This is a genomic window from Clostridium sp. CM041, assembly GCF_055081035.1.
The window spans coordinates 68,118-93,483 of record NZ_CM143648.1 but is presented as its reverse complement, the minus strand read 5'-3'; the positions used below and the strand labels follow the sequence as shown (position 1 = coordinate 93,483).

The 25,366-nt window shown below is 31.4% G+C and carries 24 protein-coding genes and 1 pseudogene; 3 read left to right on the top strand and 22 right to left on the bottom strand.

The features are described from left to right. Window positions 1-8 precede the first annotated feature (8 nt). The 21 genes and pseudogenes from flgK to ACWJJT_RS00330 form a co-directional block, all read right to left on the bottom strand. Entirely contained in the window at window positions 9-1,766 is a 1,758-nt protein-coding gene (flgK, locus tag ACWJJT_RS00430) for a flagellar hook-associated protein FlgK (RefSeq protein WP_462955621.1), read from the bottom strand. A 4-nt stretch (window positions 1,767-1,770) separates the two neighbouring features. Beyond that, window positions 1,771-2,190 carry a flagellar protein FlgN gene (locus ACWJJT_RS00425; protein ID WP_462955620.1) on the bottom strand — a complete coding sequence of 140 codons (420 nt, stop codon included), beginning with the start codon at window positions 2,188-2,190 and terminating at the stop codon, window positions 1,771-1,773. A gap of 2 nt (window positions 2,191-2,192) precedes the next feature. Next, window positions 2,193-2,465, bottom strand: a complete 273-nt coding sequence (gene flgM / locus ACWJJT_RS00420; protein WP_462955619.1) for a flagellar biosynthesis anti-sigma factor FlgM — start codon at window positions 2,463-2,465, stop codon at window positions 2,193-2,195. Between the two features lie 231 nt (window positions 2,466-2,696). Then, window positions 2,697-3,905 carry a flagellar motor switch phosphatase FliY gene (gene fliY, locus ACWJJT_RS00415; protein ID WP_462955618.1) on the bottom strand — a complete coding sequence of 403 codons (1,209 nt, stop codon included), beginning with the start codon at window positions 3,903-3,905 and terminating at the stop codon, window positions 2,697-2,699. Beyond that, window positions 3,898-4,893, bottom strand: a complete 996-nt coding sequence (gene fliM, locus ACWJJT_RS00410) for a flagellar motor switch protein FliM (RefSeq protein ID WP_462955617.1) — start codon at window positions 4,891-4,893, stop codon at window positions 3,898-3,900. Before fliM ends, fliY begins: the two co-directional genes overlap by 8 nt. Before the next feature lie 128 nt (window positions 4,894-5,021). Next, on the bottom strand, window positions 5,022-5,423 hold the full coding sequence (locus tag ACWJJT_RS00405; protein WP_462955616.1) for a chemotaxis protein CheW: 402 nt from the start codon (window positions 5,421-5,423) through the stop codon (window positions 5,022-5,024). Window positions 5,424-5,435: 12 nt separating this feature from the next. Further along, on the bottom strand, window positions 5,436-5,795 hold the full coding sequence (locus ACWJJT_RS00400) for a response regulator (RefSeq protein ID WP_462955615.1): 360 nt from the start codon (window positions 5,793-5,795) through the stop codon (window positions 5,436-5,438). Window positions 5,796-5,811: 16 nt separating this feature from the next. Then, the gene (locus tag ACWJJT_RS00395; protein WP_462955614.1) at window positions 5,812-6,411 is read right to left on the bottom strand and encodes a chemotaxis protein CheC; all 600 of its coding nucleotides are present in this window, start codon (window positions 6,409-6,411) and stop codon (window positions 5,812-5,814) included. Between the two features lie 12 nt (window positions 6,412-6,423). Continuing rightward, window positions 6,424-8,445 (bottom strand): chemotaxis protein CheW, encoded by a 2,022-nt coding sequence (locus tag ACWJJT_RS00390; protein ID WP_462955613.1) that lies wholly within the window; start codon window positions 8,443-8,445, stop codon window positions 6,424-6,426. A gap of 51 nt (window positions 8,446-8,496) precedes the next feature. Further along, entirely contained in the window at window positions 8,497-9,261 is a 765-nt protein-coding gene (locus ACWJJT_RS00385; RefSeq protein ID WP_462955612.1) for a CheR family methyltransferase, read from the bottom strand. A 3-nt stretch (window positions 9,262-9,264) separates the two neighbouring features. Then, window positions 9,265-9,870 (bottom strand): annotated as a pseudogene (locus tag ACWJJT_RS00380) (CheB methylesterase domain-containing protein); the annotation flags it as partial. A 112-nt stretch (window positions 9,871-9,982) separates the two neighbouring features. Beyond that, window positions 9,983-10,471, bottom strand: a complete 489-nt coding sequence (locus tag ACWJJT_RS00375; protein WP_462955611.1) for a chemotaxis protein CheD — start codon at window positions 10,469-10,471, stop codon at window positions 9,983-9,985. 14 nt (window positions 10,472-10,485) lie between these two features. Further along, the gene (locus ACWJJT_RS00370) at window positions 10,486-10,935 is read right to left on the bottom strand and encodes a chemotaxis protein CheW (RefSeq protein ID WP_462955610.1); all 450 of its coding nucleotides are present in this window, start codon (window positions 10,933-10,935) and stop codon (window positions 10,486-10,488) included. 11 nt (window positions 10,936-10,946) lie between these two features. Continuing rightward, window positions 10,947-12,782 carry a DUF342 domain-containing protein gene (locus ACWJJT_RS00365; RefSeq protein ID WP_462955609.1) on the bottom strand — a complete coding sequence of 612 codons (1,836 nt, stop codon included), beginning with the start codon at window positions 12,780-12,782 and terminating at the stop codon, window positions 10,947-10,949. 209 nt (window positions 12,783-12,991) lie between these two features. Continuing rightward, entirely contained in the window at window positions 12,992-13,876 is an 885-nt protein-coding gene (locus ACWJJT_RS00360; protein ID WP_462955608.1) for an aminotransferase class IV, read from the bottom strand. A 113-nt stretch (window positions 13,877-13,989) separates the two neighbouring features. Beyond that, window positions 13,990-14,634, bottom strand: coding sequence for an HAD-IB family hydrolase (locus ACWJJT_RS00355; RefSeq protein WP_462955607.1), 645 nt, complete (start codon window positions 14,632-14,634; stop codon window positions 13,990-13,992). A gap of 145 nt (window positions 14,635-14,779) precedes the next feature. Next, window positions 14,780-15,190 (bottom strand): DUF1292 domain-containing protein, encoded by a 411-nt coding sequence (locus ACWJJT_RS00350; protein ID WP_462955606.1) that lies wholly within the window; start codon window positions 15,188-15,190, stop codon window positions 14,780-14,782. A gap of 151 nt (window positions 15,191-15,341) precedes the next feature. After that, window positions 15,342-18,854, bottom strand: a complete 3,513-nt coding sequence (gene nifJ / locus ACWJJT_RS00345) for a pyruvate:ferredoxin (flavodoxin) oxidoreductase (protein ID WP_462955605.1) — start codon at window positions 18,852-18,854, stop codon at window positions 15,342-15,344. Window positions 18,855-19,087: 233 nt separating this feature from the next. Next, on the bottom strand, window positions 19,088-19,513 hold the full coding sequence (locus ACWJJT_RS00340) for a flavodoxin (RefSeq protein WP_462955604.1): 426 nt from the start codon (window positions 19,511-19,513) through the stop codon (window positions 19,088-19,090). Window positions 19,514-19,750: 237 nt separating this feature from the next. Then, window positions 19,751-21,142, bottom strand: coding sequence for an MBL fold metallo-hydrolase RNA specificity domain-containing protein (locus ACWJJT_RS00335; RefSeq protein WP_462955603.1), 1,392 nt, complete (start codon window positions 21,140-21,142; stop codon window positions 19,751-19,753). Window positions 21,143-21,315: 173 nt separating this feature from the next. Continuing rightward, complete coding sequence (locus ACWJJT_RS00330; RefSeq protein ID WP_462955602.1) at window positions 21,316-22,389, bottom strand: undecaprenyldiphospho-muramoylpentapeptide beta-N-acetylglucosaminyltransferase; 1,074 nt, start codon at window positions 22,387-22,389, stop codon at window positions 21,316-21,318. A 221-nt stretch (window positions 22,390-22,610) separates the two neighbouring features. On the opposite strand from ACWJJT_RS00330, the gene ACWJJT_RS00325 reads away from it, so the two are divergent. The 3 genes from ACWJJT_RS00325 (at window position 22,611) to ACWJJT_RS00315 (ending at window position 23,510) form a co-directional block, all read left to right on the top strand. Next, window positions 22,611-22,802, top strand: a complete 192-nt coding sequence (locus ACWJJT_RS00325; RefSeq protein WP_462955601.1) for an alpha/beta-type small acid-soluble spore protein — start codon at window positions 22,611-22,613, stop codon at window positions 22,800-22,802. Window positions 22,803-22,853: 51 nt separating this feature from the next. Next, complete coding sequence (locus ACWJJT_RS00320; RefSeq protein ID WP_165412136.1) at window positions 22,854-23,039, top strand: alpha/beta-type small acid-soluble spore protein; 186 nt, start codon at window positions 22,854-22,856, stop codon at window positions 23,037-23,039. A 288-nt stretch (window positions 23,040-23,327) separates the two neighbouring features. Beyond that, entirely contained in the window at window positions 23,328-23,510 is a 183-nt protein-coding gene (locus ACWJJT_RS00315) for a small, acid-soluble spore protein, alpha/beta type (RefSeq protein ID WP_462955600.1), read from the top strand. An 82-nt stretch (window positions 23,511-23,592) separates the two neighbouring features. Here ACWJJT_RS00315 and recJ read toward each other — a convergent pair whose 3' ends face one another. Beyond that, window positions 23,593-25,362 (bottom strand): single-stranded-DNA-specific exonuclease RecJ, encoded by a 1,770-nt coding sequence (gene recJ, locus ACWJJT_RS00310; protein ID WP_462955599.1) that lies wholly within the window; start codon window positions 25,360-25,362, stop codon window positions 23,593-23,595. Window positions 25,363-25,366 lie beyond the last annotated feature (4 nt).

The following is a 25,366-nucleotide window of genomic DNA, read 5'->3' as shown; positions in this document are numbered from 1 at the left end:
CATATTACTTATTTTTTTAATCCATTAATAATCAGGTCTAGAAGTTCGTTAACAGTTGAAATAATCTTTGCATTAGCTTGATAAGCGTGTTGATATTGAATCATATTAGCCATTTCCTCATCTAATGATACACCAGATACGGAGCTTCTTGACTGTTCTAAACTAACCAGTTGCTCCATATTATTCGTTACATTTCTTGTTGCCGTTTGTTTCTGACCCGCTAAAGTAAGCACGGTATTTGCAAAAAAACCACCGATTGTCATTCCATTTGAAGAAGAACTAATGGTGTTAACTTCCAATTTGGCATCAAAAATCATATTATCCCCTAAAAGCCCAGCCCTTGTAGTTTTAGAATTTATACTTTGAATATCTAATTTTACATTTCTAAGATTCGCAATAGCTAATGCCCTATTCCCATCAGTTGCTCCTGGATTGTCGCCTTTTCCAACCTTAATTTTCATAACATCATCAATAATTTCTTGATTAACTGATATGTTTCCTGCTGTTATTTCCTCTTCACTACCGCCATTACCATTAACAAAAAATTTAAGTGTATCTTTACTTGCATCACATTCTCCGCTATGGACAGCATTTACTGAAAGTGCAATACCCTTAGCTAAACTATTTAATTGTTCTATATATACATCTATATCCGCTTGTACTGACATGTAACCGTTTAGCTCTCCCGTTTTTGGCTGGAAAAGTTCAATATTTGCCATAGTCGCTTGTAATCCTGCTATTGGGCCATTGGAGTCAGTTCCAGCAATTTTATTGCCAGCTTTATCTATAGCATAGCCTTCCTTATCTGCCCAAACCACTCTCCCTTGATCTAATTTTTTATATTCATCACTACTTAACGTCATTGTCATTGTTACTTTATTTGCATCTGTTGTACTATCACCATTTTTATAATATGTAACTTCATAAGTTCCATCTTCACCTGGTTTCTGAGCTCCTGATGGCACAATGCTATTTACATAAGAGAATCTTCTAACTTCATCATTGGGATTAGATTTTATTAGGCTTGCATTTCCCATTTCTCCACTTTCGGTTGGTTTTAAGTCTTCTCCTCCAAGTGTTTTCTTATCTATAGTTATACCAAATTTCACACTTAGCTGATCTACTAGTAAATCTCTTGTATCCATTAAATCATTAGGTTCATTTCCACCGTTTTTTACACCCATAATCTGTTTATTTAATTCATTTATTTGATCAAGCATATTGTTTATATCCACTACATCTTGCTTAATAACATCTTGACTGTTTTCTTTTAATTTGACTAACTGATTATAACTACTATTTAATTCGTCAGTCAGTGCTTTTGATTGCTGTGCTACTATGTTTCTTGTATTTGCAACTGCTGGACTCTTTGAAAGGTCCTGCCAAGAGTTAAAAACATTATCGACTAATTTTGATATTCCTGTATCATCCAGTTCATTAAAAACCCCTTCAACTTCTGATAGAAACTTTTCTCTTCCCTGGTATAACCCCATATTAGCATATTGCTCTCTTACCCGGTAATCTAAATAGCTATCTCTGATTCTTGTTATAGAAGAAACTTGTACACCAGTACCCAATTGTCCTGGTCCCATAGCATTATTCATAGTAGGCATTCCAAATGGACTTGTAGTCTCCATATTAGCCCTTTGCCTTGAATACCCATTTGTATTAACATTAGCTATGTTGTGACTTGTTATGTCTAGCGCCATTTGTTGAGCACTCATACCTCTTTTAGCTATATTAAAAGTTGAAAATAATCCTGACATTTTTTCACCTCACACAATTTTTTACTTTACCATATGAATTATAAGTTGTTGTTTCTCTTGCTGGATTTAGTACTTTTAGTATCCTATTTGTAAAACTAAGTCCCTGTCTTATAAGAAGCTCATTTGTATCCTTTTGCAATACAAGTTCTTGTAATAGGTTCTTAATTTTATTATAATTACTTTCAAGTTCCGTATCTCTTGCTTCTTCAATTATAGAACTCATAACCTTATCTTGCGTAAGTTTTCGCCTCTCAACTTCCATATATGCTATATTTTTATTAGCTTCTTTAATTTTATTTACGCAAGCTTCCATTCCAAAAATATCACTAACAACTATACATTTGTGTTGCTCTTCAAGTTCAGTTAAAAGACTCCTCAGATTAATAGTTTCCTCCACAATAATCTTATTTAGTTTTTCCACCATAACTAAATATCTCTCCCCTTCATAATATCAATCATTTTTTTAGCTGTTAGTTTTGGATCCACATTGTAGGTGCCCTGCATTACTTTATTTTTAATAGCTTCTATCTTCTCTTTTGAATTAACTGTTTTACCCTCCAATGCTAATGCACTTAGACTTTTCCCTGCTGATGATAACTCTATGGTATCTTTTTTTGAAGCAGTTGCCTTTAATTCTGTTTTAGCTATATTTTTTTTATAACTACTAACTACATTATTTTTCACTCCATCTATTTTCATTGTTATTCACTCCTAGCTTTTTATATCTGCAAGCCTAGTTTCTATTCTATCTATTTCTATTATCGTATATAATCCTTCAAAGTTTATACAATATTTATTTATTAGTCTAATATTTATAATTTATTTATTTTCGTATGCTTTATATAGCCCATCATAAAACCTATAAAAAAATGAATAAGGAATAAATAACATTTATTCCTTATTCATATACTATGTAATACACCTGTTCCCTTATTCAACTATTGCTTTAACTCTTTCTTCTCCACTAATTATACTAGTAATTCTAACTCCAAAATTCTCATCTACAACTACAACTTCGCCGTATGCTACTTTTTTACCGTTTACTAATATATCTACCGGCTCTTCTGCTAGCTTATCAAGTTCTATTAAAGATCCTGTTCCCAAATTTAAAATGTCCCTAATATTCTTTTTAGTTTTTCCAAGTACTACGGAAATTTCGAGTGGCACATCTAATATTAAGTCGATATTTCTGGGAGAATTACAAACGGGAGCCTTTGTTAATGGTTTAAAGGCTGCTTGTCTAACCTCTACTTGCGGCTGTGGCCTCTCAATTGGTTTTGCACTATACTCCGGCTTCGCTTGTTCCTGCGCAAAACCCTGTTCATATTGTATCTCTTGCTTTACACTGACTGGCTGCACATTTGGTTCTTCCATTTCACTCTGACTACTAGCTACTTTAGGTTCTTCCTCGGTTTGTTCTGTGCCCATCATAATATCCACTATTTTTTTAGCAGTTTCTACAGGAAGCACTTGCATTATAACACTATCAATCAAATCACCAACAGTCATTCTAAAAGCTACCTGAACAACTTCCTCGTCTTTATCTATAGTTTCACTTAAAGGCGAAGTATCCTCATCCCATATCTTAGACTGAGGAGGTGATATATTTACTTCCCTAGCAAACATAGTTGCCATAGATGTTGCAGCAGATCCAATCATTTGATTCATAGCTTCTGAAACGGCACTAATTTCAATTTCTGATAGCTGAGGATTTCCTCCTACTTTGCCATCTCCGCCCATCATCAAACTAGCTATAACCGCTGCATCAGTAGTCTTTATTACTAAAAGATTTCCGCCTGCTATTCCGCTTGTAAAGTTCACGTCTAAGGCAACGCTTGGAACTTCAAAATTAGCTCTTAAATCTTTAAGTGTGCTTATTGAAACTATTGGCGTTGCTATATTCACTGGTTGACCTACTATAGTGGAAAGAGCTGTTGATGCTGAGCCCATAGAAATATTTCCAACTTCCCCAAGCAAATCTTTCTCAATATCAGTGAGCTCAAATGCCTGCTGTGGTTCAGATCTCATTCCTTGGTCAGATTCTATGCCAAGGTCAGAGCTTACTTTTTTGTCAGAAACTTCGTCGCCTCCATTTAAGAGTGCGTCGATTTCTTCCTGCGAAAGAAAGCCATTACTCATAATTTTCCACATCCTTATCTATTATATCTAATATCTGAATCCCCTTATTTTTACCTATAATACCGGGCTTGCCAGTATAACATAAATGTTCCTCCACAAATACTTTAACTTGGCTATCACTTGAATTATCTAATGTAATTACATCGCCTTCAGTTAATTGAAGAAATTCATTTACAGTAATGTTTGTACTACCTAGTACTCCTTTTATTGGAACACTTACTATATTTAATCGTTTTTTTAATTTTTCTCTAGATTCGCTTACAATTTCTTCATTATTTTCTCTAAACCAATATTGACCAACTAGTTTATCTAGTACTTTTTCAATGCTCAAATATGGTATACAAATATTTATAAAGCTATTAATATTACTAAGTTCTGCCGAGAAAGTAATTAGGGCAACTGGTTCATTTGGAGCCAGAGTTTGGTTAAGTGCAGGATTAGTTTCTAGTGTCTCAATCTCTGGTTCTACGTCCAAAACATCTTCCCAAGCAAGTTTCAAATTAGCTATAAGTCCCGTATTAACATTTTTTAATATATTTTTATCTATATCAGAAAATTCTCTAAGCTTAACCTTTCTACTCCCCATACCACCTAGAAGTATATCAATTATTTGAAAAGAAAACTGGGGATTCGTCTCAAATAATATAGAACCACTTAAAGGTGGCATCTTAAATATAGATAAAATGGTAGGGTTAGGGATTGAATGAATAAATTCATCGTAGGTTATTTGTTGAATACTTTCAATTTTAATTTTTACATTACTTCTTAGCTGTGCAGATAAATAACTTGATATTATTCTTCCAAAATTATCGTGAATGAGCTCAAGTGTTCGTAAGTGATCTTTTGAGAATTTTTGAGGACTCCTAAAATCATATAATTTAACTTTATGCTTTTCCTCGTCATCTGTGAGGTGATCTGCTTCTATCTCCCCAGACGATAGGGCAGATAAAAGTGAATCTATCTCACTTTGCGATAATACTTCTGCCATATTTCCACCTCATTTCTGTGTATGCAGTATTATTGTTATCTTGAATCATTTTTCCAGTTCTTATTGTTTCCGTCTTATTTTTCAATAAGTTTTTATTTTTCAATAAGTTTTTATTTTTCAATAAGTTTTTATTCTTCAATAAGCTTACCAATATCAATTAATGTAACTATTCTATCTTTAAAATTTATAATCCCCTTTATATAGGGTTTGTTTTTGTCATTTTCAATTTTTTCAATCAAATCTTCTTCAATTTCTAATACTTCATCAACTTGGTCTACTGTTACTCCAACAGATTCTTCCTGAATATTTAATATAATAATATTTTCTTGACTCCCCTGGCCTTTTTCAATATCTAAAAGGAGATTTATATCTAAGAGAGAGATTATAGTACCTCTTAAATTAATTAAACCTTTTATGTATTTAGCAGATTTAGGTACTTTTGTTATTTCCATCATATCATTAATGCTTTGTACAATAGATGCTTCTACTGCAAACTGTTCCTCATTAACTTTAAATACAACTACTTGCATAGTATCTGCCTCCTAGCCTATAACTTTTTTTATTGCTTCTAGTACCCTATCTGCTTGAAATGGTTTGACAATAAAATCTTTAGCACCGGCCTTTATTGCATCCATAACCATACTCTGTTGCCCCATAGCGCTACACATAATTATTTTTGCAGCAGGATCAATAGCTTTAATCGCTTTAACAGCTTCAATTCCATCCATATCTGGCATGGTAATATCCATAGTTACAACATCCGGTTTTTCTACTTTGTACAGCTCCACTGCTTTTATTCCGTTGCTTGCTTCCCCTACAACTTCAAATCCGTTTTTCTCTAATATATCTTTTATCATCATTCTCATAAATGCCGCGTCATCAACAATTAATACTTTAGCCATTTTATAATACCTCCAATTAATTTACACCTAATGAATTTAATATTTTCTCTAGCGATCCGGGCATTGGTATATAGTAGAAATGCCCCCTTATTTTCTCATTTTTTCGTAAGAACTGCGTTTCTAAATTAAGTACATACTCATCAAATTGACCTGATTCAATAAAAGTAGTTGATAATATTGCGCCCATCATGTCTACCGCAACAGCTGGCACCGATGGCATAAGCGTCAGATTTGTGAGTTTTGCTATTGCATTCATGAAAGAACTTGAAATAATATTACCTATTTCACACAATACTGAGCTCCCAATCTCCGATATATCTTCCTGCTCTTCACCTAATAATTTGGAAATAATATTTAAGGCCGTTTCCTTTTCTAAAGTAAACAGTATATTTCCCGGTATATCCCCAAGTACTCTTACAATTACACCACTTACTACTTCTTCAACTCCTATTTTAGAAAAAGTATCATCAAAGTTAATAATATTTACTGCTGGCACGGTCATATCTATTTTTTCATTCAATAATTGTGATAAGGAAGTAGCTGCATTTCCTGCACCAATATTTCCCACTTCTTGCAAAACATCTAATTGAATAGGACTAAGACCTAAATAATCCATATTATACTCTCCTTACACTAGGGCCGCAACATCCAGTATCAAAGTAACTAGCCCATCCCCTAAAATAGTTGCTCCTATATATTCTTTTAATCCTTGCAATGTTTTTCCTAATGGCTTTATTACAATTTCTTGTTGCCCTAAAAGCGAATCTACTAAAAGCCCTACTGTTTTCTCTCCCACTTTCACAATAACAATGTATTGCTTATTTTTATCGCTAGCTTCTATTTTCATCTTTTCATTTACCCTTACTAGTGAAATTACACTATCATTATAAACAATAACTTCGCGATTATTAGTTTTCTTAATTAATTCATCCTTGTAGTCTATTACTCTATCAATATAACCAAGAGAAATAGCCATAGTTTCATCACCAACTTTTACGAGTAATGCTTGAATAATTTGTAGTGTCAATGGTAATCTTATAATAAATGAAGTACCTTTGTCAATCTCGCTTATAGCATCTACTGTTCCACCAAGTGCAGCAATTTTTGTTTTAACAACATCCATGCCAACTCCACGTCCAGAAATATCTGTTACTTTCTCATTTGTGCTAAATCCTTGTGCAAAAATTAAATTTCTTACATCTACATCTGACATCCCTTCGGTATTTATACCAACTTTATTAGCTTTTTCCTTTATTTTATTGACATCTAAGCCTTTACCATCGTCTTCTACCTTTATTATAGCTTTTGTACCTTCAGAATAAGCTATAAGCTTAATTGTGCCAATAGGATTTTTACCTTTGGAAATTCGCTCTTCATTAGATTCTATCCCATGATCCGCCGCATTACGAAGTAAATGAAGTAGCGGTTCACCAATTTCATCAATAACCGTTCTATCAATTTCTGTCTCTTGTCCTTGTATTTTAAGTTCCATTTCTTTTCCAAGCTCTTTCGATAAATCTCTTATCATTCTTGGAAACCTATTGAATACTGTCTCCAGTGGTAACATTCTTATTTTCATTACTAAATCTTGTAGCTCTGACGTGGCCCTAGCTACTTGTTCTAAAGTTTCATTTAAATCAGTTAATTTATGATTGCTACTAATTTGTTCAAGTCTTGTTCTATGAATTACAAGTTCAGATACCATATTCATAAATTTATCTAATCTGTCTAGTTCAACTCTCACAGATTGATGAGCCTTTTTGTGAACTACTTTCTTATTGTCTTTATCATCTACCATCTGGTTATTTTTCACTGTTTCTATTTTAATTTCAGGAGATTTTTCTATTTCTTTAATTTCCCCTAATTTATCAGACAAATTATCCTTATTAATTGTAGCATCAACATTTTCTACCCTTACATTTTCCACTTCAGAAATATTCAGCAAAATATCAATAACTTCTGCTTTATCTTTATTTGTAATATAAACTAAATTTATTTTGAATTCGAAATTTTCGTTTTCTAAATCCTCTGCCGACGGTATGGATTTTATAATATCACCATATTCTTCTAAGCTCTTAAAAATGAGAAATGCTCTTGCTGCCTTAAGCAGTGTACTTTCACTTAATAGAATCCTTATTTCAAATGCATTATACAATTTTTCTCTTGCTTGCTTAATAATATTAATATCATATTCATTAAGATTAATTCCATCATTAGTATCAGCTTTACTTTCTTTTATATTTTCTTTTTCATAATTTTCAGGGGCACCATTTCCTTCTGCTATGGAATGCAAATCATGTATTATCTCGTCAATAGGAGTTTCTTCAGTAATTCCTTCTGAAATATTATTTACCATTTTTTCTAAAGTATCTAAACATGTGAATAAAACAGTTACCACCTTTTCTGTAACTTTAAGCTTTCCTTCACGAAATTTAGATAGAACGTCTTCCATGTTGTGTGTTAATTCAGCCATTTCACCATATCCCATAGTTGCCGCCATGCCCTTTATTGTGTGGGCTACCCTAAATATTTCATTTAGCTTGTCTATATCTTCTGGATTCTGTTCAAGTTCAAGAAGAGATTCATTCAATGTTTGCAAATTTTCCATGGACTCCTCTAAAAACATTGACATATATTGCGATGTATCCATTATTATCCTCCTTATTAATCACTAATACCTAATCCTTAATGGTTATTCGCCTTAGATTTTTTTGTAGATAAATGTGGATGTTTTTTCAAATCCGTAATCTTTATAATTATATATACTCTCAGTTGCCCCAACAAAAAGCAATCCACCTTTTTTTAGTGACTCACTAAATTTTTTATATATTTTATCCTTAGCATTTCCATTAAAATAAATAACTACATTTCGACAGACTATTAAATCAAAATTACTTTCATAATTATCTAAAATAAGATCATGTTTCTTAAATTGGACCATCTTTTTAATTTGAGAATTAATATAGTATTTATCACTATTAATCACGAAATATTTATCTAGATATTTTTTGGAAACATTTTTAACTTCTGAATAAACATATTTACCATTTTTAGCTTTTTGAAGTATTGTGCTATCTATGTCTGTAGCTATAATCTTATGATTAACTCTTGGATTTAAATTATCCATAATCATAGCTAGTGAATAAGGCTCAGCTCCAATAGAACATGCTGCGCTCCAAATTTTAAGCCCTGAATTATACTCTAGTTCTGATTTAATTTTTTTTGATAGTTCATCGAATATTTCAGGATTTCTAAAAAAATCTGTTACGTTTATTGTAATAAAATCTAAAAACTTTTGTTTTTGAGCGGGATCTTTCTTTAATAACTTAATATACTCTTCTACAGAATCAACCTCAACCCTGGACATTAAACTTAAAATCCGCCTATGTAATTGATTTGATTTATAAGCCGATAAATCTATATTGTATTCTTTTAAAACCCATTGTTGAAAATATATTAAGTCCATTTTCTATAATCGCCTCCCCGTTACAACTCTAATAATTTCCTGCGCAACATCTTCTAGCATTACAACTTCATCTACTTTACCTGTTTCAAAAGCAGCCTTTGGCATGCCATATATAATGCAAGTAGATTGGTGCTCAGACATAGTAACACCTCCATTGTCTTTGATAGCTTTCGTGCCTTGTGCGCCATCACGTCCCATGCCAGTAAGTATAACACTTAGAAGCCTAGGACCATAAACGCTGGACGCAGATAGAAAAAGTTTATCTACTGCAGGCCTCACTCCCCAAATAGTAGGTCCTGTACTTAAGTGTATTTTCTTATCCATTTCTATTTCCATATGATATCCACCAGGGGCAATATAAACTACGTCTTTTTCTATTAAATCTCCATCTTGCGCTTCTATAACCTTTAATTTGCTGTTTAAATTAAGTCGATGCGCAAAAGCTTTTGTAAAACCCATTGGCATATGTTGAACTACTAAAACTGCAACTCCCAAACTACCCGGTAAAGCTGTTATTACTTTATACAATGCTTTAGGTCCACCAGTAGATGCTCCAATAACCACAGCTTCTATGTTATGGTTAGCTACATTTCCTACTCTAGTTTTAATCTTGCTCATCATTTATCATATCAGATATGATTCTTCTCATTGCTGAATCATCTACTATAATCTCTTTAATTTTCTTTAACATTGTATTTCCTCCATTAACTGTTCCTAAAATCTAAATTTCTGTTGTTCCTATACCTACTGTTCTAATAAGTAGCAATCCATTGATGGTTTCGAATATCAAGGTTCTCCCTTTATTACCACCAATATCTTCTCCCACTATTGGAATGGATAAAATCTTTAGTGCGTTTTTCACCGCTATCCCATTTCTTTTACCAATATCCATAATTATGCTTTTGTCTGAGAAATTAAACATTGATGCCCCACCAGCTATTTTAGCCCTCATATTTTTAAGTTTTGCACCCTTTTTTATCATATTATTTACTAATATAGGTATGGCTAAATCTGCAAATTTTATTTCGTTGGTTACTTTATTAAATTGGCTACTATCGGGAAGCATTATGTGTGCCAATCCTCCAAGTCCCACCTCTTTATCATAAATTGCAATACCTATACAAGATCCTAGACCTACAGTTATTAATTTATCTGGAGAGTATGCTAAATTTAGATCTGAAATTCCTACCCTTATTTCATTATGCTCCATATTCACACCTTTTTTTATAATATTTGTATTTTTTCTTCTTCTGTCAATATAGCTGAAATATTTAAATATATAATTATTCTACCATCATTCTTAATAAGTCCTTTGATATATCTTTTAGATATTCCAGAGATTATTTCTGGGGACTCTTCTATGTTATCTAACCGCACATCCTTAACTTCCGAAACAAAATCAACTATTATACCTATTTTACCATTATTTTGCTTTGCAACTATTATCTTAGATTCTCCTTGTATTTCAGAGGAAGTTAGTTTGAATTTTTTTGATAGTGATATAACCGGCAAAATATTATCTTCATAATTTATCACACCTTCAATAAATCGTGGTGAATCTGGAATTTTAGTCAACTTTTGATATTGCAGTATTCTTTCCACTTCTATTATATTAACAGCATAATACTCACCATTTATTCTAAAAACTAATACCTTAATTTCTTTTTCTTTCATATTAACTCCCCCTAAAGTTGTAACTTATCAACAGTTAACTCTCTAGCATCATTTAAGTACGCATGAATATTTTTGCTAGGGGCATTCAGAACGTACTCTCTCTCACCTATAATAAATCTAGTATTTGTATAAGCAATTTCCGCCCATATTTGCCCATGGTCTTCTACCATAAGTACTGTTGATACTCCCCCCATTCCTCCAACTATTTTACATCTAATTTCCTTTCCAGCTTTCATAACTCCACCTCGAGCTAAGCTTTTATCTTTTTGAAATATTATGCTATCACTTGCAACCAATTGTGATACATATTCTCCTTTGCCAGTAAGGATAATATTACCTGAGCTCTTAATTGTTGTGTCTTGACAATAGTCTATCACAACATCCACAGGAACAGTTAAATTCATCGTAAGGACTGAGATTTTATCATCAATGATCCTTACTGCATCATTTAATTCCTCATATTTTTTTATATTAAGGGTACCAACATCAAGTATTTTATTTCTAATGATAAATACTAATTTGTCATCGATATTTTGCTGCTGTAGTATTCTTTTAGCTACATTAATGGAAGTTTGCGGAAGTTTTTTAAATTTAGTTTCTATTAAAATTTTAACAAGCTCTCCATCAGTAACATTTTTCCCCATAAGATTCATTTCTTTTAATTGTTTTACGCAATTTATTAATTTTGTTAGGTCGTTTTTCATACTCTTTAAGTCACTTAAATATTCTAAAGTTAATACGTCTTCTTTTCCTGCTGCAATTTTAGAATTAATTACATTACCCCTTACCAAAACATCACCACTTGCAGTGATTTCTGACTCCGCTACATTTTTTTTAACTAAAATAGAATTGCCTGCTGCAACTTTCATACCTTCGTGTACACTGCCACTTATAATTATATCTCCCACAAATTGAATATTTCCTGTCTTTAGTTCCACATCTCCATTTACTTCATAAGTTTCAGAAACGAAAAAAGTGTTTCCCCGCCTAGAAGGTCTACCTTCACTTGTTGCCACAACAGTACATTCATCTACAATCGTGCAACCTTCTCCTGCTCCTAACACTATTTCTTTTGTATTTTTAGGTATTATAGTCTTACCCGTAATATCTATTCCATCTTCCCCTTTTTTTCCGGGATAAAGAATAGCTAAAACTTGTCCTTTTTCTATTCCTTGTACGAACCCTATATCTTTGTAGTCTATAGTAGCATCATTATCATTATTCTTATCCTTTGGCCTACCTACATTGTATTGGATGTCTAGTCTGTCATCTACTGCATCTATAGTTTTCTTCCCATTTGCAATAATCATTTCCGCAATCTCATTAGCCTTTTCACATTTTATAATGGTCATCTTCAAAATCCCATATCTAATATTATAATTTTGAAGTTCATTTCTAATTTCTAATTCTGTAAATTTTGGTGGCATAATTTTTTCTTTTACAACTATTTCTAATAAGACTGAGTTTGAAGGCCCAGCATCTTTTAGTTTGCACGTGGTTCTCGGTTTATATATAATGCTAATATAAGCCTCCATCTTATCTGGAGTTATCCTTAAATTCATATGTCTTTTAGCTTCTTCTTCTTCTTTGAAAATAACTTCAATAGTACTTTCTTCATATACGATGGTAGGGGAGCTAACTTTTTTTCCATTTACAATTAGTGTGATATTATTTTGAGTAGAAATTAACGCAGGCTTTCCAGTACCTCTAGGATTTTTTATTTTAAAAATACCATTTAGGATTTCTACACTTCCATTTGTTTCATAATCAATATTTTTTTCAACAATATCTTTACCATCTAACCCTTCTATAGCATCTATAGAAATTACAGCATATCTCTTAAACATACCTCTTTCTTCCTCTAGTATTGTATATTTTAACCTTTCTGCTGGCACTCCTAAACTAACACTTGCACTTTGCAAACATTTCTGAACGTTAAGACCTTGGAATTTTGGGTAATCTACCTTGCCTATTACTTATAACACCTCTTTCTATAAAGAAATCATAATATAACTTCTACATCTTTTGTTAAGCTTTGCTAAATATTTTAAACGTTTTATTTATTTATCGTTCTATTGCGAATAAACTTTACAAATTTCTGTTTATCTTCGGTTAATTCATCATTAAATTTTTTAATTATTGAATTTATTATTGGATTTTTGGGTGAATCATAAGAAAACTCATCCACATTTTTTATTGGAAGTACATTAGGTGAGGTTCCAGAAATAAACAAACCCGTTAATGATTCAAGGTCCCTTTCATGGATGTTTTTTTCTTCAAATTTTATATTTAACTTTTCGCAGGTTTTTATAACAAATTGTCTTGTGATTCCAGGTAATACATTTGCAACCTTTGATGTTACAACTGTTGTTCCTTCGACCATAAAAATATTTGATTTACTGCCTTCAGTAATAAATCCCTCATCATCCACTAAAATTGCTTCATATACGTCTTTACTATTTATTTGCTCATTTACCCTGTCTCTAAAATCACTATTTACAACTTTAGCATTTGGATTACTTCTCTCTCCATGATAAGTAATAGTTTTTACGCCTTCCACGTACTGCTCTTTTGAAGGGTAAGCATGTGGCAAAAAATATAATAAAACCTTTTCATTAAAGTCATTTTTATTATTGCATTTCTCGTCGCTTGGGCTATAATTTATAACTAATTTTATATTTCCAACCTGCGCTTTGTTTTTACATATTAGTTTAAGAATTTCATTTATAATTTCATCCCTAGTAATAGTTAAATTGTATTTCATAATTTTTGCAGAATCGCAAAGACGATCTAAGTGTTCCATAAGAAAAATGGGTATTCCATCACTTATCCTTATAACTTCATATAATGATTTCCCTGTACTGATATTGTAATTTTCAAATTCTTCACATTTTTTAATTTCCCCTCCGATTAAAAAATATGCATTTATACACTTATCCATATAAACCCCTCCTTGTTTTTTAAAAATAGAGTTAACTAATTGTATATGATAATACTTAATATCAAACCATCACATGTAATACTGATTTAAAGTTACCCTCTATAAATAGCCTACTACTTCCATTTTAAAATTTCAATCTTATCATGTGTTTTTTTAAAATTTATTAAATAAGGATGTCCCACTAAATTAAAAAGTGGTAAATCTGATAAAGAATCAGAAAACATATAGGAGTTTTCAAAATCAATTTCGATATTTTCTATCTTCAAGACTTCTTTTAGTCTTTTTACTTTTTCTTCTCCTTTGCAATTTTCTCCCGAAATTTTATTTCTATGTAAGCCATTCTCCTTAATGAATCGTGTCCCTATTACTTTATCCACTTCTTTTATATTATAGAATTCATTTAAATAGAATTCAGCAGAGGCAGAAATTAAATAAATTTTGTATCCCTGTATCTTCATTTTTTTTATGGTATCTATAGCATCTTTATATAATATTTTACTTAAACGTGTTTCATAAAATTCTTTGACTATTTTCTTCATTTCATTTTCTTCTATACCATCGATAAATCTTATAAAGGTTTTTTTAGCTTTTGAAGCGTCATATATCTTAAAAACGTAAAATATAGATGAAAATATACTTTTAGGCAGATATTTTATGAATTTAGGATTCTTTTTTATCATAAAAAAATAGAATTCTACTAAAGTCTCGCGTTTTGTTAAAGTGTAATCCACATCAAAAATAGCTAATTTTTCTTTCATTATTTATCCTCCTTTAATCATCTCCTGGGCCGCTACAATATTACTTTTAAAGTAACAATATTAGTATCGTTACCATAAGATCGCTATTAATTTTAAAAAAAAACCTAAAAAGAGCCGATGCATTTGCAACGACTCTTTTACAGAATTACTTTTCGCTTTTAATTAATTCTTCATAATATGCAGTAACTTCTGCGAATTCTTCATCTTCAGGGATAACTAACTCGCCTGTTTCTTCATCTCCAATTACTTTGAAAAGATATATTGAATCATCCTCAGGATTTTGAACTAGCGCAAATTCATTATCTTTATAAGTAAATCCATCTACTATTTCACAAGGAACTATGTTCCCATTTTCGTCTTCTAGATCTACTGTTAAAGCTTCGCCCTCGCCACAACCACATCCACAGCCTTCATTCTCGTCATGTTCGTGACTACCGCATCCACAGCCTTCATTCTCGTCATGTTCATGACCACCACATCCACAACCTTTATTTTCTTGGTCCTGTTCGTGATCACCGCATCCGCATCCGCATGATGTTTTTTTATCTTCATTCATAATGTAGTACCTCCTACTTTGAGTATAGTTTAATTCTACCCTAAATGATAAAATAATAAAAGGTTTTTTTGAATTCTTTTTATTATTTTATTATAAAGTAAAAGGAAGATGAAATTTAATCCATCTTCCTTTTACTTTATAATTTTAAATACTATTTTTCACTAGCAAGTTTTTTGTATCCCGCTAATCTTTCCTTAGCATCATTTTCTGTTTTAACAAATAATTCTTCTGCTACTTCTGGGAATGTTTTTGCAAGTGAAGAATATCTTACTTCACCCATTAAGTATTCTCTAAATGAAGTAGTTGGTTCTTTAGAGTCTAATATAAATGGATTTTTTCCTGCTTCTTTTAAAGTTGGATTAAATCTATACATAGCCCAGTATCCAGATTCAACAGCTCTCTTAGTTTCAAGTTGTGTACAACCCATTCCAACTTTAAGACCGTGATTGATACATGGAGCATAAGCAATTATAAGTGATGGTCCTTTATAAGCTTCTGCTTCTTTTATAGCTTTTAGTGTTTGAGCTTTATCAGCACCCATAGCTATTTGAGCAACATAAACGTATCCGTAAGTCATTGCCATCATACCTAAATCTTTTTTCTTAGTTCTCTTACCAGTTGCTGCAAACTTCGCAACAGCAGCAGTTGGAGTAGATTTTGATGATTGACCTCCTGTATTTGAATATACTTCTGTATCAAATACAAATATATTTACATCTTCACCAGATGCTAATACATGATCAACTCCACCAAATCCTATATCATAAGCCCAGCCATCTCCACCAAATATCCATTGAGATTTTTTAACTAAATGATCTCTTTTGCTGAATATTTCTTTTAATGCTTCATTATTATCTTTTTCAGCGTTTAATAATGGTAACATTTTAGATGTTGCAGCTTTTGAACCCTCAGCATCTTCCTTATTTTCAATCCATTCATTAAGAACTGATTTTAATTCATCACTTGTTTTCATTTTTAATGCTTCTTTAGCTGACATTTCAACTTTATTTCTTAATTGGCTAGTTCCAAGGAACATTCCAAATCCAAATTCAGCATTATCTTCAAATAATGAGTTAGCCCAAGCTGGTCCCTTACCACATTCATTAACTGTATATGGTGAAGCTGGTGAACTTCCTCCCCAAATTGAAGAACATCCTGTAGCGTTCGCAATAAGCATTCTATCTCCAAATAATTGAGTAATAAGTTTAGCATATGGTGTTTCTCCACATCCAGCACAAGCTCCGCTGAATTCCATTAATGGTTGCTCAAATTGGCTTCCCTTAACATTTGCTGTTCCCATTGGATTTTCTTTCTTAGGTAAATTTATATTGAATTTCCAATTTGGTATTTTATCTGCTTGAGACGCATATGGTTTCATGATTAGTGCTTTTTCTTTTGCAGGACATACTTCTGCACAATTACCACAGCCGCTACAATCATCATTACTTATACCTATTGAAAAATGCAGACCTTCAAAACCCTTACCTACACCTTTTTTACTTTCGTAAGTCTTTGGAGCATTTTTAAGATCTTCATCATTAGTTAAGAAAGGTCTTATTACAGCATGTGGGCATACATATGCACACTGATTACATTGTATACATTTATCTACTTGCCATTCTGGTACATTAACAGCAATTCCTCTCTTTTCAAATGCAGCTGTTCCTGGCATTAGTGTTCCATCTTCTATTCCAACAAATGCACTAACAGGTAAAGAGTCTCCTTCTTGTCTGTTCATTACATCAGCGATATTTTTAACGAAATCCGGTCTAGCTTCTTCTGTTTCATTATTATCTTTAACAGTTTTCCAGCTCTCTGGAACATTAATTTTAACAACTGATTGAACACCTTTATCAATTGCTGCATTATTCATGTTAATAACTTTTTCGCCTTTTTTACCGTAAGATGTAATAACAGCTGCTTTAAGATACTTAACTGCATCTTCTACAGGGATAATGTCTGCAAGTTCAAAGAAAGCAGATTGCATTATCATGTTAACTCTTCCGCCAAGACCTATCTCTCCAGCTATACCAACTGCATCAATAGTATTGAAGTTGATATTGTGATTTGCAATATATCTCTTCATTGAAGCTGGTAGATGTATTTCTAAATCTTCCATATTCCATATGCAATTTAATAAGAATGTTCCACCATCTTTAATTCCTTTTAAAACATCATATTTAGTTACATAAGCTTGGTTACCACAAGCAACATAGTTTGCAGAACTAATTAAATATGTTGATTTTATAGCTTTCTTACCAAATCTTAAGTGAGATATTGTTACTCCGCCTGATTTTTTAGAATCATATGCAAAGTATGCTTGAGCAAACATATCTGTATGGTTTCCTATGATTTTTATTGCACTTTTGTTAGCTCCAACAGTACCATCTGATCCAAGACCCCAGAATTTACATTCTTTAGTTCCTTCAGGTGTTGTTGTTATAGCTTCTCCAATTGTAAGTGATTTGTTAGTAACATCATCAACTATTCCTATAGTAAAGTTATTTACCGGAGAATCTGCTTTTAAAGCATCATATACAGCAACAATCTGAGCTGGAGTAGTATCTTTTGAACCGAGTCCATATCTTCCACCAACTATAACTGGTCTGTTTTCTTTATCAAAATAAGCACTTCTAACATCTTGGAATAATGGTTCTCCAATTGATCCTGGCTCTTTTGTTCTATCAAGTACTGATATTTTCTTAACTGTTTTAGGTATGTATTTAAAGAAATGATCTAATGAGAATGGTCTGAAAAGATGTACTTTAAGCACTCCAACCTTTTCTCCTTTAGCATTTAAATAATCTATAGTTTCTTCAATTGTTTCACAAACTGATCCCATTGCTATTATTATTCTATCTGCATCAGGTGCACCATAGTAATTAAATAAATGGTAGTCAGTTCCGATTAATGAATTTATTTTTCCCATACATGTTTCAACTTTTTCTGGAAGAAGATCATAAAATGTGTTTGAAGCTTCTCTTCCTTGGAAATAAACGTCTGGATTTTGTGCTGTTCCACGAGTTACAGGGTGTTCTGGATTCATTGCACTATTTCTAAACGCTTCTAGTGATTCTTTGTTTAACATACTTCCTAGTGTTTCATAATCCCATGCCTCAATTTTTTGTATTTCATGAGAAGTTCTAAATCCATCAAAGAAGCTTACAAAAGGAATTTTTCCTTCAATAGCTGTTAAATGAGCAACTGGCGAAAGATCCATTACTTCTTGTACACTATTAGATGCAAGTAAAGCAAATCCAGTTTGTCTTGTAGCCATTACGTCTTGATGATCTCCAAAAATATTAAGTGCGTGAGTAGTTAATGCTCTAGCAGCTACATGGAATACTCCAGGTAAAAGTTCTCCTGCTATTTTATACATATTTGGGATCATTAATAATAATCCTTGAGAACAAGTAAAAGTTGAAGTTAATGCTCCTGTTTGAAGTGAACCATGAACTGCTCCTGCAGCTCCCGCTTCTGATTGCATTTCCATCATTTTAACTTTTTGACCAAATACATTCTTAGTTCCTTTAGCTGCCAACTCATCACAATACTCTGCCATTGTTGAAGATGGTGTTATTGGGTAAATTGCTGCCACATCAGTATATGCATAGGCAACGTGTGCTGCTGCTGTATTCCCGTCCATAGTTTTCATTTTTCTCATTTAATAGGCCTTCTTTCTTAAATAATTTTATAAAAATGTGTTTAAAAACTTTTATCAGAATTACAAATAAGAGTAGTGTATTAAAAATAACTCTACACTTAAAAATAATAACTTTCTAATTGGTTTTGTGCAAAACTAGTTAACACTCCTAAGCATTAGCTAGACATGATAGGCTTTTATAATCTACATAATTTGCAAACTACCTCATTATTACATATTTCTGTAATAAAAGGTTACTTAACTAACATTCTACCCATTTCTTCTGCTTTAACTAATTGTTCATTAGTAGGAGCTTCATTAACAGTTAAGCTTTGTATAACATTAAATTCATATTCCTTCATTAGACTTATCCATTTGTTCATAAATTCTCCATTATCCCATCCATAAGATCCAAATAAAGCTGTGACTTTATTATTAATTGGGATTAATTTAAATTTATCAATAAAAGGTTGCATCTCTAGTTGATCAATTCTATTATTATCCATCGATGGACTTCCAAACGCAACCGCATCTGCTCTAGTTACATCTTCCACGGTAGCTTCACTAGCTAATTTAACTAGAACCTCTGCCCCTGCATCTTTTGCACCTTTAGCAATGTGATTAGCTAAAACTTCAACGTTTCCACCATTGCTCAAATAAATTATTGTTAATCTTTTCATTACTATCACCCCATACTTTCATATTATTAGATAGTTTATATTACTCCTTAATTATACATCAAAATGAAAAATATTCAAGTTTTTTTGTCATAATTGGTGTATTCTTCTTTATTTTTTTCATTGTAATAATAAAATAACTAACTTCCACTAGCATCCTTCTGTACGTTTACATATTAGAATACATCAATTTTAGCCATGCATTGTTATTTTTTTATCAATACTATAGGATCCTATTCGTTATTCTAGCTTATATTTTTCTATACTCTTAACAATTACAGAATTGTATCCCTTTAAATCTAATAATTCCTTAAAGCTTTTTTGAGAATTTTCGTCACCATGTACAAGAAAAACCTGTTTAGGTTTTCCCTCAATATTTTCTATCCAATTAATTAAACCATTTCTATCTGCATGGCCAGAAAGGCTTTGCAAATTATATATTGACGCTTCAACCGGAATATCTTTCCCAAAAATACTTACCATTTTATTCCCATCTGAAATTTCACGACCCAGAGTACCCTCAGCTTGATATCCTACAAATACTATGGAGCTTTCTTTTCTCCATAAATTATGCTTTAAATGATGTTTTATTCTACCTGCATCACACATTCCACTTGTAGATATTATTACTATCCCCCTTTGCATTTTATTTAATTCCATAGATTCTTCTGAGGAATGAGTAAATTTTAACCCCTCAAAATCCAGTATGTTAGTATCATGTTTTTCTAATTCCTTTGCCTCATCATCAAAAATTTCTCTGTTATTTTCAAATATTTTTGTCGCTTTTTCTGCAAGAGGACTATCCACATATACAAAGCAATTTTTAACCAGGCCTTCTTCAAAATACTTGTTCAAGGCGTATAGAACCTCTTGGGTTCTACCTACTGCAAAAGATGGGATTATTACATTTCCTCCTCTATCGAAAGTTTTTTTTACTATATTTGATAATTCTTTCATTACATTTTCGAAATTATTATGCACTTTATTTCCATAGGTTGTTTCCATAATTACATAGTCTGCAGCGCCAATAAATGTAGGATCATTTATAAGTGGAATGTTAAAATTACCTAAGTCGCCACTATAAACAAGTTTAATATTTGAGCCTTCTTTTTCTTCCACTTGAAGCTCTATAATAGCTGACCCCAATAGGTGTCCTGCATCCTTAAAGATAACTGTTAATCCATCAAAAGGTTTTATTTCTGCGTTATATGAATAACTTTTAAAGAGTTTTAAACATTCTTCTGCAATTTTGCAAGAATACAAGGCTTCTTTAGGTTGTAGCCCTTTTTCTTTGAGTTTTCCATTTTTCCACGCAACTTCCATCTCCTGAATATGCCCACTATCTGTTAGCATTACCTGACATAATTCCATTGTAGCTTTTGTGCAAATTATTTCTCCTTTAAACCCCTTCTTATATAGTAAAGGAATTCTACCACTATGGTCTATGTGAGCATGCGATAATATAACTAAATCTATATCTTTCGGGTTAAATAGAAATTTTTCATTTTTATCGTGGTCTCCGTCTCTTCCTTGGTATAATCCACAATCCAATAAAATAGTTTTATTTCGCACTTTTATCAAATGACATGATCCTGTAACGCATTCTGCTGCGCCTAAAAATTGAAGTTCCATCTTTTTTCTCCTTTATTTTTCATTGTGAAAATATTTTTATATTTATATAATAAGTAAAAATTTATTCTTATAATTACAGTTTGCACTCTTTTTTTGTTTTTTATATAAAAAATGTTACTTTTAAAAAAATTTTAATTTATTAAATAAAAAAAGATGAAGAAATTTTACTTTCTTTATCTTTTCCTATATTTCTCTATTAATTCTATTATTAAATCAATGCTTTTTTCAGTGTTGCTAGAATTCATTTTTTCAATATATTTGTATCTATCATTATACAGTTCTTTTATTTTCATTTCTAAATTTTTAGGTGTTAACTCCTCGTCTTGAACAACCATACTATAACCGCTTTTTTCAAAAGATTTTGCATTAAGTATTTGATCACCGCGGCTAGCCTTAGCTGATAATGGAATTAATAAATTAGGTTTTCTAAGTGCTAAGAGTTCAAAAATGACATTTGCTCCGGCTCTAGATATTACAATATCTGCACTAGCTAATAAATGAGGCAATTCATCCGTCGTGTATTCAAACTGCTTATAACCATTTTTACTTTGGAGCGATTTTTCAAAATTGCCACTTCCACAAATATGAATAATATTATACTCTAATATTAATTTATCAAGCATTGATCTTACCACTTGATTTATAACTTTAGAGCCTAAACTACCACCAATAATCATTAATACTGGTTTTTTATTTTTAAATCCGCATATTTCGTTTCCTTTTATTTTACTTCCTTCAAACAATTCACGTCTTATAGGATTACCAGTTACTACTCCTTTTCCATTTTTTATTTCATTTAATGCTTCTGGAAAAGTTACACATACTTTTGTACAGTAAGGAGCTACTAATTTATTAGCAAGTCCTGGTGTAATATCACATTCATGAGCAATTACAGGTACTTTATTAAAAAATGCAGCAAGCACTACAGGTACGGAAACAAAGCCACCTTTAGAAAAAACAATATTCGGTTTTTGTGTTTTTATTATTTTTTTTGCTTCAAATATACCTTTAATTACTTTTAAAGGATCTGTAAAGTTTTTCACATCAAAATATCTTCTGAGTTTCCCACTAGATATAGGATAATACTTTATATTTTCACTCTCGATTATATTTCTTTCAATACCTTCTTTTGTTCCAATATATTCAATTTCATAACCTAACATTTTAAGTTTTGGTATAAGTGCAAGATTTGGTGTTACATGTCCTGCTGAACCGCCACCGGTCATTATTATTTTGTATTTTTCCACTTTAACACCCCTTCTGAAAAACATACTTATGCAGTATGTACTAAATCATTATATACCAATTAGACTAAAAAGTTTAGTATTTATTAAAAATGATTTTACCCATAATTTCCTAAACAGTTTATAATTTTCAAAATCACCCTTCAATTCACTAATATAAAAATTGGATATAGGGATAAACTACTATCATAAAGTAATTACAAAAAAAAAGGAGGGAATTTATTATGGCAAACAGAAACAGAAATTTGGTACCACAAGCAAAAGCAGGTTTAAACAAATTTAAAATGGAAGCTGCTCAGGAAGTTGGTGTTAATCTAACAGAAGGTTACAACGGAGATCTTACTTCTAGACAAAATGGATCTGTTGGAGGACAAATGGTTAAAAAGATGGTAGAACAATACGAAAAGAATTTATAATTAGAAACCTTAGATCATATAAAAATAAAATATAGAAGGAGTGATTTACAAATGTCAAACAAAACATTAGTACCACAAGCTAAAGCAGGTTTAAACAAATTTAAAATGGAAGCTGCTCAGGAAGTTGGAGTTAATTTAACAGAGGGTTATAATGGAGATCTTACTTCTAGACAAAATGGATCTGTTGGTGGACAAATGGTTAAAAAAATGGTAGAACAATACGAAAAAAACTTATAATTTAAAATTCTAAATTGTTAAGAGGTATATGCAAGTCATATGCCTCTTAACTTTGCTATTTTGACCTAAATTGTGTATGTATATGTACTCTTTTTTTTATTCATTGTGGTAAATCAACTTAATTGTATGTAATTATTTGAATCTTATTAAAATATTTCATATGCTAACAGGTTTTAATTTAAAATATGGTACTTACCTTATTTCCCTTAAGTATTCTATTATATTTTATGAATTTCTGCACAAGATACTATCATAACAAAAATAAAATATAGAAGGGGTGATTAACAAATGTCAAACAGAAAGTTAGTACCTGAAGCTAAAGCTGGATTAAATTCATTTAAAATGGAAACTGCAAAAGAATTAGGAGTAAATTTTACAGATTATAATGGAGACTTAACTTCAAGAGAATGCGGTTCTGTTGGTGGAGAAATGGTAAAAAAAATGGTAGAACAATACGAGAAAAATTTATAATTAAAAAATAATGTAATAAAGGTACATAGACCGAGGTCTATGTACTTTTATTTATCGGCATCACAGCTCTGCAGGAGATGATTTAACTAAGTTTAAATTCTAAAATTTTTAATTGAATAGATTTATATCCGTTATATTCATTAATTTGAGGTGAAAAAATTAAATCTAGCTTCATTCCTCTTGGGCTATTAAGATAGTTCATATGTTCTTCTCCATATCTATCTTTTAGCATTTCTATAAATTCTTCCACTCTATTGAAACATATTCCATCAATTGTTTTATTTACACCAGGCATTACGCATTTTATTTTTAATGTATTTGCATTTTTACCTAGAATATCTATTCTTAAAACAGGAATATTTTTTTCTGCAAGTAATGGGGTTGAATTACCTTTACCAAAAGGCTCTAAAATTTGTAATTCATGAATCATCTCATAATTTATTTTGTTTAATGGCATTCGTTGATCAATTCTTACCTTAGGCACAATATCATCATCCGTTAACTTGCAAAGAGAATTTAATTTTCGCCTTAATTTTTCTATATTTTCTTCTTTTATAGATAAACCCGCAGCCATTGGATGGCCCCCAAATTTTTCAAGTAATCCTTCACATTTTATTAATTCCTCAAATAAATTGTATTCATCAATAGATCTTGCTGAACCTTTTGGGCTCTCTTTTCCTTTAGTTAATATTATTGTTGGCACATTGAAAGTTTCCCTAACACGTCCTGCTACAATTCCTGCGATGCTCTCATGAATTGTATCTTTATAAATTACTAACACTTTATCATTTTTAAAAGTGGAGTTATGTATAAGTTCTATTACCTCTTCCACATTTTCGGTTGTCATCTCTTGTCTTTTTTTATTAAGTTCAAATAATGTTTTAGCTAGTTCTTTTGCCCTAGTTTCTTCTTCGCATAGAAGTAGTTCTACTGAAATCGCTGCCGATTCTAATCTCCCAGTAGCATTTATACATGGTCCTATTTGAAACCCAACATGATAACATTTTATTTCTTTATCGTTAATGCTTAAAATTTCCTTTAAACATTTTAGCCCAAGATTTTTTGTATTTGTTAACATCACTAAAGCATTTTTAGCAATTATTCTATTTTCAGAAATTAAATCTACCACATCACAAATAGTTCCTATTCCTGCCATTTCTATAAATTCATTTAAAAATTCCTTATTAATTCCAAGCTTTATATATAGTGCTTGTACAAATTTAAAAGCAATACCTGCTCCACACAATTGTTTAAATGGGTAATTACATTCCTTTTGCTTTGGATTAATAATAGCATCTGCTGGTGGAATCTTGAAAGTTCGAATACCTTTATCATCTTCTTCAAATGATAATTCATGGTGATCAGTTATTATGACAATCATTCCTAGTTCTTTTGCCAATTTAACCTGCTCAGTAGCTGCGATTCCATTATCGCAAGTTAAAATCAATTCAAAACCTTGCTCATTCAATTTTCTTATCCTATCAATATTTATTCCATAACCTTCATGTTCCCTATCTGGAACATAGTATTCTACATTTGCGCCACAATATTTTAATGCCTTATACATTATAACAGTACTAGTAACACCATCCGCATCATAATCACCATATACTACAATTTTTTCATTGTTTTCAATTGCTAATTTAATTAAATCTGTAGCTTTTCCCATATCTTTCATTAAAAATGGGTCATACAAATCCTCTATACTTGCTCTCATAAATTTTTTTATATCTATTTCATTATTAAATCCCCTGTTAATTAGAATTTTAGCTATAACCTCACTTACACCTGAACTTTTAGCTATTGAACTAATGTCTTTAGAAGTATTCCTTATCAACCACTTTTTTCCCATATTT